A 13,378-nucleotide genomic window follows, 5' to 3' on the forward strand; every position below is an offset into this window, starting at 1 on the left:
ACACACACCCAAATAGGATGTGAATGTTGCTGCAGGTGAGTATCAAGCTGAAAGAGTAATTTCAATCCACACACCCAAAGAGGATGTGAATACGAGCTGATTACCCAATGGTTTGGTGAATGGGATTTCAATCCACACACCCAAATAGGATGTGAATCAATAAATGGCATAGAGGTGGGGTGATGATCTATTTCAATCCACACACCCAAATAGGATGTGAAAGCGCACAGTAAAAAGCCTTATGCATCAAGGCCTTAAATGTTAAAAAGTGCTAACCTAGTTTTAATATAACAAAAATAGGTTGATTTTTCATCTATACACTTAAAAAGCCTTATATATAAAGAGGTGCTAACCTCCTTAGTAATTTATGTTTGCCTAAGGTTAGCACCAAATCATATTTAGCCACCAAATCATATTTAGCCGAAACTTTCTCTGTGTTTCAATCTATTCACTAATATAAGGTGAGAAGTCACTATAATCAATGCCAGTAGCGTTCGACGTTATCACTCACCTACACAAGATGAGAAAAAGTTTGGGACGGCTCCACAGACGAGCCGGGATGATTTCAATCCACTCACCTACACAAGGTGAGAAGGATGCATTAAGCCGATGTTCATACCTAGCTTGAATTTCAATCCACTCACCTACACAAGGTGAGAAGGATGCATTAAGCCGATGTTCATACCTAGCTTGAATTTCAATCCACTCACCTACACAAGGTGAGAAAGCGCGCAACATAAAACGTTACGCAGCAAGCTTTCAAACAATAAAAAGTGCTAACCTCTTATTAAATTAAAAATAGAGAAGCAATATCCTCAAAAAAATTCCCCAAACCCTTGAGCATATTGAGGTGCTAACCTCCCTAGTAATTTATNAGCGCGCAACATAAAACGTTACGCAGCAAGCTTTCAAACAATAAAAAGTGCTAACCTCTTATTAAATTAAAAATAGAGAAGCAATATCCTCAAAAAAATTCCCCAAACCCTTGAGCATATTGAGGTGCTAACCTCCCTAGTAATTTATGTTCGCCTAAGGTTAGCACTAAATCATCCACCTGGCTAAAAATTTCTTAAAAGCCTTCTTCATATATCTTTCATTATACTACCCTGTGCTATTCCCCTTCAAACATTCTCCAGCCATCCAGCTAATCTGCATTAAATCAGTCACTTATGTATATTCTGCAACATTTTTAAGAGAATTTCATAAACTATTTTAATCGGAAAGGAAGAAAAAGGTTGACCTTAAATATGACTTTCCGGTAAAATGTAGAAAGTTCTTGTTTTCCAAATGAAAAAGTCCGTTTGACAAGAGCAAATAAAAAATGGAGAGGAGCAGAGAAATACAAAAGGAAACTATAATAACAAGCGCCAGGACTATTCTACGGACGGTCAGGAAGAATAGTTGACGAGGTCGGAGGTTATCGAATTATTCGGCGGGTGCCTCCCAGCTGTACATCGCAGTTGCCGCTTTATCTTTAAACCATCAGGGTGACCTGGTGAACAAAGAGATAAAGAATGATGTCTTATAAAAAACTAACACGAGAAAGGGGCAGAACAAGGCCCCTTCGCTTCGAATCGGTCTTTTGTCTCTGCCCCTTCAAACAAGGAGGACATCGACATGTGCGGAATCGTCGGTTATATTGGACAAAATGATACGAAAGAAATTTTATTAACAGGATTGGAAAAATTAGAATATCGCGGCTATGACTCTGCAGGTATCGCAACTTTAGGAGAAGATGGTGTACACGTAACAAAAGTAAAAGGACGTATTGCAGCGTTACGTGAAGAAGTAGATAACAGTAAAAATGCTACAATTGGCATCGGTCATACTCGCTGGGCGACACATGGTGTGCCAAGTGTGCAAAATGCACACCCACATCAAAGCTCATCTGAACGCTTTACTATTGTGCATAATGGCGTTATTGAAAACTATCTGGATCTAAAGAAAGAATATTTGACGGATGTTAACTTTGTGAGTGAAACAGACACAGAGATTATCGTACAGCTGATTGAAAAACTTTATGAAAAACATCAAAATACGAAAAAAGCATTTGGTGAAGCAATGAGCCTGCTTAAAGGTTCTTATGCTATCGGTCTGATTGATGCAGAAGATCAAGACACTTTATATGTATCTAAAAATAAAAGTCCGCTGTTGGTTGGCTTAGGGGAAGGTTTCAACTTGGTTGCCAGCGATGCAATGGCAACATTGAAAGAAACAAACGAGTACCTGGAAATCTATGATAAAGAAATTGTTCTTGTCAATCGCAGCTTTGTAGAAGTACAGACGTTAGATGGGGAAGTTGTTGAACGTGAACCATTTATAACGGAAATTGATGCAAGTGATACAGAAAAAGGAACATACCCTCATTTCATGCTGAAAGAAATTGATGAGCAGCCTATCGTTATGCGAAACATTATTCGTGAATATCAGGATGATAAAGGCGAATTAAAGTTAGACAAAGATATTCGTAAAGCTATGCAAAAAGCGGATCGCATTTATATTATTGCCGCAGGAACCAGCTCCCACGCAGGGTTAGTCGGAAAAGAGTTTCTTGAAAAACTTTCTAACATCCCTGTCGAGGTTCATATTGCAAGCGAATTTTCCTATAACATGCCATTGCTGTCTGAAAAACCATTGTTTATTTTTATTTCTCAAAGTGGGGAAACAGCAGACAGTCGTGCCGTATTAGTTAAGATAAAAGAATTAGGACATCCGGCACTAACAATAACAAACGTGCCTGGATCAACCCTTTCTCGTGAAGCAAATTACACATTGCCTTTACATGCTGGACCGGAAATTGCTGTTGCTTCTACAAAAGCATACACAGCACAGATTGCGGTTTTAGCAGTTCTTGCAGTAGACACGGCAAGAGCAAAAGGTATTAAATTAGATTTTGATCCATTACAGGAGCTTGCGATTGTAGCGAATGCAATGGAAGTCATCACGAACCAAAAAGAAGAGCTTGAGCAGTTAGCAAGAGATTATTTTGCTACAACACGTAATGCTTTCTATATTGGTCGCAGTACAGACTATCATGTTGCACAAGAAGCAGCATTGAAGCTGAAGGAAATCTCTTATATCCAGGCAGAAGGTTTTGCCGGAGGAGAGCTGAAGCACGGAACCATCGCCTTAATTGAAGATGGTACACCAGTTATTGCTTTAACCACGCAAGAAAATGTAAACTACTCTATTCGCGGAAATGTACAGGAAGTTGTTGCCCGTGGAGCAAATGCGCTTATCATCAGCTCAAAAGGCTTGGATCAGGATGAGGATGCTTTTGTATTGCCGCCTGTTCATGAGCTGTTGACTCCATTGGTAAGTGTTATTCCAATGCAGCTTCTGGCTTATTATGCAGCGCTGCACCGTGATTGTGATGTGGATAAACCACGTAACCTGGCAAAGAGTGTTACGGTGGAGTAGGTTGATGCATTAGTAACAATAAAGTTGTTCTGATAGAAAATTAACGCGGCTTAAATAATAATAACGTACCTTATAAAAAAGTAACGTTCCCAAACCCGAAGGTCTTTCCGGTATATTCCCACCGAACCTTCGGGTTTTTTACGCTCAAATTAAGTAGAAAATCCAAAATTAATCCCCGCTTCAAATCATCCATTTTCCCGCTGCTGCAGCCTAAAATAATCACTCAATATCTCTCCAATATTTTTTCAATAGGTTCTTTCCAATATCTCTCCAATATTTTTTCAATAGGTTCTTTCCAATACCAATCCAATATATAATCCGCTTCTATTCCAAACCGCTTCAATCCCTTGTCAGGCGTGTGTTCAATATCATTCCCAATATCTTTTCATTGGTCTTTTTATACATAAATCCGAAGGATTGATCCGTCTTTTTCCTCTGTTTTTTGTTCTATATTTTTCAATACGAATCCAATAAAGATCCAATATTTTTGAAAGACCAACACCTTTTCTTGGTTCATTTTCGGTGAAAAGCGGGTGGAAAATACCGGAGGTATTCCAATTGAAAATCCTCCAGAAGGAACGTAATTTTTTTTATACAAAAGGGTGAAAATTTGGTACACAAGTGGGTGAAAAGCGGCTAAAATGGAGGAACGTAATTATTCTATTGAAGAATTTGGAAATGTGGTGTGAGGCTATGGGGGAGAAGCGGTTGAGAGGGATTGAGGAGAGGGTGTTGGGTGGAACGTTAATTTTCGATGGGGACATAGTAGAGAGAGCGTAATTTTTTATGATATAATTCAATAAAAAAATCAATAGTTTTATCCTAGCTTAATCCTGCTGTATGCCTTGCTATTCTGTCGTAACCCTTTATTTTAACTGGAACGGCGGCATGCGGGTTTGTGGTGGGTGATTTATGGGATTTCTATTTTTGTTATACATGGGTAGAAAAAGGAATTAGTTTATTTCTTCCGTAATTTACAAGATAAGAAGACATACAAAGAGAATTGGGATGAAACTTTTAGTGTCTTTATTTTTAGGATCAATAAGTTTTTGGAAATGCGATATTAATTTTAAAAGTTAGCGGAGGTCTATTATGGAGAAAAAACAGTGTGACATAATACAGCCAAAGGGCGTTAAGGAAAAGAAACTAGAAGTGATTGATGGATTCACGATAAAGTATCATGCAAACGGTAAAACGATATGGTCAAAGGGGAAAATGATTGGAGATCAGCCAGAAGGCTATTGGGAATGGTATCGTGCAGATGGAACCATAAAACGTTCAGGGTATTTTGAAAATGGCGAGCCTGTTGGTGAGTGGATCACTTATGACAGCAAAGGTGAAAAATACAAAACGACTAATCGGGACAAGTAATAAATAATGGGGCAGTTTCACTATTACCGTAATAAGTTCCCTTCCTTAGATAAAAATCAGTATATAGCTGTAACTCCCTTCTTCCCCACGTAACTTTGTTCTTCCCTAATGTAACTAAGTTGGTATCGAAGCGGGAAAAGTACAGAGAGAAGAACGGTCGGAAATAATGTGCATTTCAATGATTTTTCAATACTCAATTAAACATTGTTTCATCAAAAATCAATAAAAATTCGGGCTGGATCCAATAGTGATTCAGTCTTTTTTTGGTGCGCCAGGCATGGCAACTATCTAGGTGGTGGAAATCCATCGTGGGGGTACACATCGACCAACCACTAGAGAAGCGCAAGGTATTTATCGTGAGGTAAAGGCTGAAGGAAGCGTGAATCAAAATCTTGGCTCGACGAACAGAAATCTGATACCAAGGCTCTGCAGGCGGACAAGGCTCCCAAACAAGTCAAAATCCAAAAGATGTGCGTAACCCTGCAGAGTATATTAGGCGAGTAAAAGAGGAAAGATAGTTGTCTTACCCTGGGAGGTCTCGCGGACAGCTGAGGAGTCCCCTAAAAAGAAAGCTGGTCGAAAAAGATTTATCGTGAGAAGTCAGCCGACGCCGTAGTAGTGATGAAAATCATGAAGGGCTGAACAATTTATAGTGTTTCTACGCCATGAATGCACGAAGGATAGACTTCTGAATGTGTTAATGATGAAAGTATGAGCGTATCTCAGAGGATAATCAAAATAGAAGTGTTCTTCGTCACGTGAAAGGAAAGGAAGAAACGAGTGTGGAACTTTTAGAAAAGATATTAAGCAATCAAAATATGAATGAAGCCTATCTTCGAGTGTACCGAAATAAAGGTGCAGGTGGAGTGGACGGCATAACGGTGGACGAACTAAAATTGCACCTCAGAGAAGAGAAAGAGGAATTGCGAACGCAGATCAGGAAAAGAAAATACAAACCAATGCCGGCACTACGGGTAGAGATTCCGAAAGAAAATGGAAAGATGCGCAAACTGGGTATTCCAACAGTGGTTGACAGAGTCGTTCAACAAGCAATGAGCCAAGTGCTCAGCCCGATATTTGAAAAACAATTTAGTGACTACAGCTATGGTTTCAGACCAAGAAGAAGTTGCGAAATGGCAATTACGCAAGCATTGGAATATATCAATAACGGGTACAAGTGGCTGGTGGATATTGACTTAGAACGATTTTTCGATACGGTCAATCATGATAAGTTGATGCGAATTATCTCGCACACGATAAAAGATGGAGATGTGATTTCTCTGATACGAAAATACCTCGCAAGTGGTGTGATGATAGATGGAAAGTATGAAGATACAACCATAGGAACACCACAAGGAGGCAACCTTAGTCCACTTTTAAGCAATATTATGTTGAATGAGCTAGATAAAGAACTGGAAGCAAGGGGTCTGCGTTTCGTAAGATACGCAGACGATAGCCTTATCTTTGTGAGAAGTGAAAAGGCGGCAAATCGAGTCTTAACTTCCATTACAACATTTATTGAAAAGAAACTCGGATTAAAGGTAAATGCAGAGAAAAGTAACATATCACGCCCCACGAAAACCACATTTCTCGGCTTTGGTTTTTACTATGACGCAAATAAGAAGAAATTTCAACCGAGACCAAGTAAAGCATCAGTACAAAAATTCCAAAGGAAACTACGTCGATTGACGAAACGAAACTGGAGCATTTCCCTAAACGACAGAATTATTAAATTAAAACAGGTCATTTATGGATGGGTTAACTATTTTAGGACAGCTAAAATGAAGAGTGTTCTAGGCGCTATCGATGCGAAGTTACGCTCCAGAATAAGAGTGATTATCTGGAAGCAGTGGAAGAACAACAAAAAGAGAATCAAGTCTCTCGTCCAACTTGGCATACCAAAAGAAGAAGCTAAAGGGCTAACTTACTGTAGAAAAGGTCTCCGATTCATTGGACTATCGAAGGTTGTTCATAGAGCTTTGTCTAATAAACGACTAAGGCAAAGAGGTATCCCCTTTGCCTTAGTACACACTGAAATATAAATTGAACCGCCGTATACGGAACCGTATGTACTGGTGGTGTGAGAGGGGCGAAAAGTTATCTAGCTTTTCCCTCTACTCGATTTCAGTGAAGAACTTAATTACAATGTCGCAATATTCTATACAACTCAGAAGGGAAAAAAAGAAGTGAAAATCGTGCGTTTGGAGGAAGAATTATATAGCAGATTGGAAAGAAGAAAAATGTGGATGGAGTCAAGAGGGACAAGCAGTTGAGGTGGTTTTGGGGAGGGAAGAACTTTTTGGCAGACATATATAGTAGAAGAAGTGATGTTAGACTAAAATTGGTTCTGAGATAGAGAGCTTGATGTAACTTTGAAATAAAGACTGATAATTTATCCATATTTTTGATACAATTATGCTGATAAGTTGGTTGTTATAATTAAAAAAGGATGAGATGACATGAGGTACTGGCTAACATCTATTGGAATTTCAATGACAATAATTTTTGGTAGAGGATTTCTTATCCGCTTTGTAAGAGATTCGGATCTTTATATTGCTGAATTAGCTGAATTATAGGAGGAATCATAGGTATTATCATTTTCATTATTGGGAATTTTAGCACATTACTTTGGGGAAGTACAGGAACTAAAATGAAGAAATTTTAAAATTATATAGCTTTTCGAGTGGAAATAAAGTAGAAGTTTACAGTCCGGATGGTCATGTGGAAAAGAGGTATTACTAGAGTAGACTTATAGAAGCTGATAAAATTAAAAAATATATCAGGAACATAGTTACTGTATAGTTGAAAAGGAGGTTAAATTTATGACAATGAAACAAGATCTTTTAAGCCAAGAAAGTATGTTTTCTGCTATTGAGCGATCATTGGCAATGATTCTATTTGATCCTCAGGGGGGAATTCTATGGGCTAATGATAATTTTGCTCAAGTTATTGGATATGAAGTAGAAGAATTAAAAAATATGCATCATAAACAATTATGCTTAGAAGAATTCTCAAGCAGTCAAGATTATGAAGTGTTTTGGAATAAGTTACGTAATAATAGGGCTTTTCATGATAAAGTAAAACGGGTTAAAAAAGATAAAAGTATTGTATGGCTTGATGCAATATACACACCAGTTGTAAACGCAGAGGGACGGATTGAAAGTGTGATTAAGATTGCGACGGATATAACAACTCGAGAAACAGTTTTAAAAAATAGTTCAGATGAATTTATTACTTTAGTTCAAGAAATGACGACAAGTACCAATGAAGTCAACAATGCATCACAGAAGTCTGTAGAAGATATGGAGAAATTAGTTGATGAATCTAAGACTGTAAAAGAAAATGTGGAAAAGATACAGTCCATGGCTTCCGTTGTAAAAGATATAGCAGCCCAGTCGAACTTACTTGGTTTAAATGCAAGTATTGAAGCAGCTAGGGCAGGAGACTATGGACATGGATTTTCTGTTGTTGCTAGTGAAGTTAGGAAAATGGCGGATACAAGTAAACATGCGGCTGATGATATTTCAAGCCAATTAAATCACATTTTTAATTCAGTAACAGTTATGGCAGAAATGGTAAAACAAGTCACCGAAAATATAAATAAAAATTCGGATTCTATTGACCAACTTAAAGATGCCTACGAGCATATTACTAAAACAGCAGAGGAACTGTCGGATATTATTTGATAACCTGATAGTCAATCTACATACTACAAGAAAACGATGAAATCATTGATATGATGCAAGCAAGTATAGAAGAATGTCTCTCTAACTTGTCATGTGAAAATATAATTTAATTTATGTATTTGCATCTTAATTTTAATCAAAAAAAGATACGGAAATTTCACAAGGCAATGGATATAGCATTTGAAGAGAAAGAGTTTGTTTCTAATGAGTTTACATATCCAAATTGTAAATGGGGAGCATGCGGACAAAAAATTTCAATAACCGATGGCTCTAAAGATGACGACTATAGCATGATGCATTAAACCTATTTTAATAAAACAGAAAGGGGCTGTCGTCAAAAGAAGATCACACAGTTTGCGACAGCCCTTTTCTGATTTTAAGGGTTTTTATTCAACAATTTGATACTCTTGTACTTGCTAGCTCTCAATGGGGAGTTGCCAACAATACCATCACTGTTTATCTTTCCAGGGAAAAATTCTGGCTTTTTATTCACTTTTTTTTCTTAACAATGACATAACAAACGTCCACTCCATTGTTAAACTTTAAATTTCCGTGATTCTTCCTGTAATTCTTGTGCTGTTTTACTCAAAGAGGTAGCAACATTAGCGACTTCATTCATCGTTGCAGATTGTTCCTCCATTGAAGCTGCAATTGTATCAATATTACCAGACATCACTTGAGAACCTGTAGAAATTTCTGTAACAGATGCAGAAACTTGTTCGGCACTTGCGGAAAGCTCTTGGGAGGTTGCAGAAATCTCTTGAATTTGATTCGTCATATCATTGACTGCTCCAACAATAGATTCAAAGGATGATCCAGCTTCGGTAATGACCTCTACCCCTTTTTCTACAGCAGGCAAAGCACTCTGCATGGCTTGTTCAACGTTTTTTGTATCCACTTTAATTTCTGTTGTTAACAGGCTGATAGAAGCGGCTGATTTTTTGGATTCCTCTGCTAATTTACGTACCTCATCTGCTACTACGGAGAAGCCTTTTCCTTGTTCACCTGCACGAGCTGCTTCAATTGCAGCATTTAATGCTAATAGGTTTGTTTGATCTGTGATATCGGTAATAACTTTGGTGATATTTTCAATTTCTTCGGTTTGTTTTGCCAGCTTTTGCACAAGAACATTTACAGAAGCAGCTGATTCATTAATATTAACCATTTGCTGTTGAGCATCGCCAATAACCTGCGTACCCTTTTGAGCGGCTGCACTTGTTTCGCTGGAAGAAGAATGAAGCGACTGTGCTGATTCAGCAATTCGTTGAACTCCTTGTGCGGTTTCTCCCATTGCAATGGAACTTTCATTCGCTGCATGTGCTGCTGTTTGAGAGGTATCCGCAGTATCCGTAGCTTGCTTTGTCACTTCTTCAGTCGTAGCAGATGCTTCCTCCGCACTTGCCGTAAGTTCTTCCGAAGATGCACTTAGATGTTCCGCATTTTGTTGAATACGAACAATTAAATCACGTATATTATTTTTAGAAGTATTGAAAATCTCAGCTAGTTGACCTACTTCATCCTTAGATTTAACTGTTACATCCTCAGTGGATAAATCACCATTACCAATTTTCTTTGCAATATCCATGACACTTAATAATGGAGCTGTGATAGAACGGCGAACAAAAAGTATTAGGCCTACGCCAATGAGTATACTTAGAACTAAAACAACGATTGAAATAATTTGGGAAGTCCCAATTGCAGACTCTATACTCGTATCAATATTCTCCATTTGATTTATTTGATGATCGTTCATCGCTTCTGCTGCTTCAAACATAGCTGTATTAATATCTTGAACGGTTGTATTGACTATGTTTGTTGCTTGATCAATATCACCGTTGTCCACCGCAGCTAAAATATCGGGCATAATTTCATTGAATTCATTATTAGGAGTGTTAGCCTGTTCCCAATAGGATCTAAATTCATCCGAATATATATTTTTTTCTAATTCAGCTAAATTATTATCAAGCGTTGTTGCTGCTATCTGCAAATTTTCTCTATGTACTTCCTCTTCTGGGGCTAAAATGATAGCACGGATATGTGATGACTGCATCCCAACCTCATAACGAATTTCTGCTATTAGAAGAAGTTGCTCTAGGCGATAATCCATTGCTTCTTCTACTTAATTATCAATCTGTTTTAAGTTCCAAGTAGCAGATCCTACAGAAACAGCTAATAAAATAATTAACACAATAAAAGATAAATTTAATTTCTTTCCTACACTCATTCAAACATACTCCTTTTTCTATAAAATGAATAATTCTTGATAATTACTTTATCGGTTGTTTACCATATAATGTATAGTAAGTTTTTTATACTGTTTATAAGTGTGAAGAAAATTTGTCCATTCTAACCTTGTGAAAAGACGTAGGATGGACCGCTTTCATTACACTTATACTTTTTTTATTTAAAAAAGGAAGCTGCCGCAGAATACATGATATCCATTATATTTCTTGTATTGTTTTTGAAACAGGGATTAATTTATATACGCTTATCCCCGTATTTATACGAAGTAGAGATTCCAAAGGGTATTTCAACGGAAGACATTTATGCAACAATACCAGCTAATAGCTGTCAACAGTTGAAGGTAAAAAAGTTCAAATAAACATGTTACGCTAAAATTAAGCATACCAAATAGCCTTAACGCAGAATTGATAGGATTTCAGAAAATTATGAATTGAAACCATTTCTTATTGCTGATCTACAAAGACTTCCTGCCGCTTTAATATAGCATGGATCCAATGAACGAGTTTATTGGCACAGGCAATCACAGCGACCTTGTGCGGCTTGTCCTCATTTCTTTTGCGCTGATAAAAGGCTATAATCTTTTTGTTTCGATCTTTGGCCATGCCGCATTGCGCAGCTGAATAAAGGGTTTGATGCAATCTTGCTGATCCTCTTTTCGTGATCCGATTGATGGATGCTTTTTGGAACAATGCTGATGAACGACCAGAATCGGCAGCTTTTAAACGTGAATACAGCCGAATTTGGAAAGAAACGAAGAAGATAGTATTTTCAAAGACACTTCAAGATGTGCATACTATGAACACTGTACTTGTGAGTCATGACATCGAAGAAACTGTACATACTTACAAAAATGAAGAGGGCAAGGACATTGATCTGGGTGGTGCCGGACTTGCCAACACGTCGGTCAAACTTAATCTCATTGATGAATACAGGATTGCGATGAGACAACAATAGAGTTGTTATTCATGGGGAAATGAAAAAGTTTAATCCAGTCATTTCCCATAAAAGAGCAAACTAGAAGAAATCCAAGAATTAAAATAGTGCTAAAATTAAACTAAGCGGAAAATCCTATTATAAGAACAAAAATCATTCAAAGTACAGTGAGTTACATTATTGTAGTTAGGAGGAGAAAAATGGGTAAAATCATTAGTCAAATGATGATATCGCTTGATGGTTTTATCGAGGGAACTAATCAGGAGTTGGACTGGCATCATGTAGACGATGAATATCATAAATATGCGGAAGAGGTGCTGCACTCCGTTGCTGCCATTTTGTATGGGAGAAAGACTTATCAACACATGAAGGATTTTTGGCCAACTGACTTTGCAAAGGAGAATTTTCCAGTTATCGCTGAAAGAATGAACCATTTGCCTAAAATCGTGTTTTCTAATACATTGAACAATGTAGATTGGGATAATACGAAACTCATTAAGGAGAATGTGAAAGATCATATTATGAAGCTTAAGCAGCTACCGGGGAAGGATCTGGTTATCTTAGGAAGCTCAGATTTTGTATCCTTTCTAACAAACATTGGTCTGGTTGATGAATACCAGATAATAGTCAATCCGGTTATATTAGGTGGAGGCAAACCCTGTTTTCATAACATTACGGATCGAAAGCTATTAAAGTTGAAGAGAACTAAGGTGTTTCAATCAGGTAATATCTTACTGTGTTACGAACTGGCATAAATTGCATCAAACATTATTATCCTAAGGTCTATTCAAATCTTAACACTCTATATAAATTACGATGATATTGTGCGAAAAAATCTTCCATAAACGAGGCGCGATTGTTGAATAAAACAGGTGAAAAATGATCAAACTTTTTTATAAAAATTGAACACCGCAGCGTAAAGGAAGAATCCATTTTGATCAATCTTTTTTCCAAATGGATTCTTCCTGTTCAACAGATTCGGGACACTATCTAAAAACGAAACGAAAACTGTACCGTCTCCGAATCATCCCCTCCAATTTTATTGTAGAATTCAATAGCATGTTGATCTTCTGCATCAGCTTGAACAAATAAATCCTTTATATTTTTTGCTCTGCAATAATTCATTAATTCACCAACTAAATTACTTCCAATTCCACGACGCTGATAGTTCTTATTGACCGCCAAGTCATATAAATACATTGAAGAACCTTCCTGATCATACATCAGTAATTCGTAACCAGTCAAACCACCAACAACTTCATCACCAATACAAGCAACAAAACAAATAAAATCGGGTTTAGCTAGAAGGCTTCTTATGTTCTTATCGTTTACATAGTTCAAATCCGGCGATTCAAATTCTTTGTTAAACAATAATACTAATTTAGAGAAACTACTCTCATCAACCATGGCCAATTTTCTATATTCAACAGCTTTTCCCATTCAGTTTTTCCTCCGATCTTGTCAGGTTTATAGGTGGATAATTTTTATAAGAACTATTCTGCGGTATTTCTTATATTATTTCAATATTTACTTTACAGCACGAATAATCTAATAAATATCGCTTGATCCTCACGATAACAAGTGCAAGAGCGTTCTTTAAATAAAAATAACGTCCCCAAATCCAACGACTTTCCGGGTGTATTTTCGCCAAGTCTTTGGGTTTTTTATATTCAAATTCGACAGGAAATCCATGAATGAAAAACTTAATCCCCCAGCTATGCTGG

General features: G+C 37.3%; 9 protein-coding genes, 1 pseudogene and 1 CRISPR repeat array (1 of these 11 running past the window's edge). Of the genes and pseudogenes, 6 read left to right on the forward strand and 4 right to left on the reverse strand.

Features of this window, described 5'->3' with window-relative positions; translation table 11 throughout:
- A CRISPR array of direct repeats spans positions 1-221; the repeat unit is 32 nt; unit sequence ATTTCAATCCACACACCCAAATAGGATGTGAA (it extends 928 nt beyond the left edge of the window).
- Positions 222-1,617: 1,396 nt separating this feature from the next.
- From glmS to FLK20_RS20215, 4 genes are all read left to right on the forward strand, one after another.
- Positions 1,618-3,420: a glutamine--fructose-6-phosphate transaminase (isomerizing) gene (gene glmS / locus FLK20_RS20200; protein ID WP_152658409.1), complete on the forward strand. Its 1,803-nt coding sequence runs from the start codon at positions 1,618-1,620 to the stop codon at positions 3,418-3,420.
- Positions 3,421-4,512: 1,092 nt separating this feature from the next.
- Positions 4,513-4,791 (forward strand): toxin-antitoxin system YwqK family antitoxin, encoded by a 279-nt coding sequence (locus FLK20_RS20205; protein ID WP_152658410.1) that lies wholly within the window; start codon positions 4,513-4,515, stop codon positions 4,789-4,791.
- 782 nt (positions 4,792-5,573) lie between these two features.
- The gene (gene ltrA / locus FLK20_RS20210; RefSeq protein ID WP_152658411.1) at positions 5,574-6,833 is read left to right on the forward strand and encodes a group II intron reverse transcriptase/maturase; all 1,260 of its coding nucleotides are present in this window, start codon (positions 5,574-5,576) and stop codon (positions 6,831-6,833) included.
- Between the two features lie 780 nt (positions 6,834-7,613).
- Positions 7,614-8,477: a methyl-accepting chemotaxis protein gene (locus tag FLK20_RS20215; protein ID WP_152658412.1), complete on the forward strand. Its 864-nt coding sequence runs from the start codon at positions 7,614-7,616 to the stop codon at positions 8,475-8,477.
- 535 nt (positions 8,478-9,012) lie between these two features.
- Here the strand turns inward: FLK20_RS20215 and FLK20_RS20220 are convergent.
- On the reverse strand, positions 9,013-10,584 hold the full coding sequence (locus tag FLK20_RS20220; RefSeq protein ID WP_227995195.1) for a methyl-accepting chemotaxis protein: 1,572 nt from the start codon (positions 10,582-10,584) through the stop codon (positions 9,013-9,015).
- A 580-nt stretch (positions 10,585-11,164) separates the two neighbouring features.
- Positions 11,165-11,401, reverse strand: a pseudogene (locus tag FLK20_RS20225) (IS110 family transposase); the annotation flags it as partial.
- On the opposite strand from FLK20_RS20225, the gene FLK20_RS20230 reads away from it, so the two are divergent.
- Positions 11,391-11,675: a dihydrofolate reductase family protein gene (locus FLK20_RS20230; protein ID WP_152658413.1), complete on the forward strand. Its 285-nt coding sequence runs from the start codon at positions 11,391-11,393 to the stop codon at positions 11,673-11,675. The pseudogene FLK20_RS20225 and the gene FLK20_RS20230 overlap by 11 nt on opposite strands.
- 179 nt (positions 11,676-11,854) lie before the next feature.
- Positions 11,855-12,409, forward strand: coding sequence for a dihydrofolate reductase family protein (locus FLK20_RS20235; RefSeq protein WP_152658414.1), 555 nt, complete (start codon positions 11,855-11,857; stop codon positions 12,407-12,409).
- Between the two features lie 235 nt (positions 12,410-12,644).
- Here the strand turns inward: FLK20_RS20235 and FLK20_RS20240 are convergent, their stop codons facing one another.
- On the reverse strand, positions 12,645-13,094 hold the full coding sequence (locus tag FLK20_RS20240; RefSeq protein WP_152658415.1) for a GNAT family N-acetyltransferase: 450 nt from the start codon (positions 13,092-13,094) through the stop codon (positions 12,645-12,647).
- Between the two features lie 70 nt (positions 13,095-13,164).
- Positions 13,165-13,378, reverse strand: a 214-nt coding sequence (locus FLK20_RS22030) for a hypothetical protein (RefSeq protein WP_227995197.1), incomplete at its 5' end; no start/stop codon positions are given.

It is taken from the genome of Oceanobacillus sp. CFH 90083, from assembly GCF_009389585.1.
Taxonomy (GTDB): Bacteria; Bacillota; Bacilli; order Bacillales; family Amphibacillaceae; genus Oceanobacillus.

Bases quoted from the DNA above. Each gene is read 5' to 3' on its own strand.
- glmS (WP_152658409.1), top strand. From the start codon at position 1,618: ATGTGCGGAATCGTCGGTTATATTGGACAAAATGATACGAAAGAAATT.
- FLK20_RS20205 (WP_152658410.1), top strand. From the start codon at position 4,513: ATGGAGAAAAAACAGTGTGACATAATACAGCCAAAGGGCGTTAAGGAA.
- FLK20_RS20215 (WP_152658412.1), top strand. From the start codon at position 7,614: ATGACAATGAAACAAGATCTTTTAAGCCAAGAAAGTATGTTTTCTGCT.
- FLK20_RS20220 (WP_227995195.1), bottom strand. From the start codon at position 10,584: ATGGATTATCGCCTAGAGCAACTTCTTCTAATAGCAGAAATTCGTTAT.
- FLK20_RS20230 (WP_152658413.1), top strand. From the start codon at position 11,391: ATGGATGCTTTTTGGAACAATGCTGATGAACGACCAGAATCGGCAGCT.
- FLK20_RS20235 (WP_152658414.1), top strand. From the start codon at position 11,855: ATGGGTAAAATCATTAGTCAAATGATGATATCGCTTGATGGTTTTATC.
- FLK20_RS20240 (WP_152658415.1), bottom strand. From the start codon at position 13,094: ATGGGAAAAGCTGTTGAATATAGAAAATTGGCCATGGTTGATGAGAGT.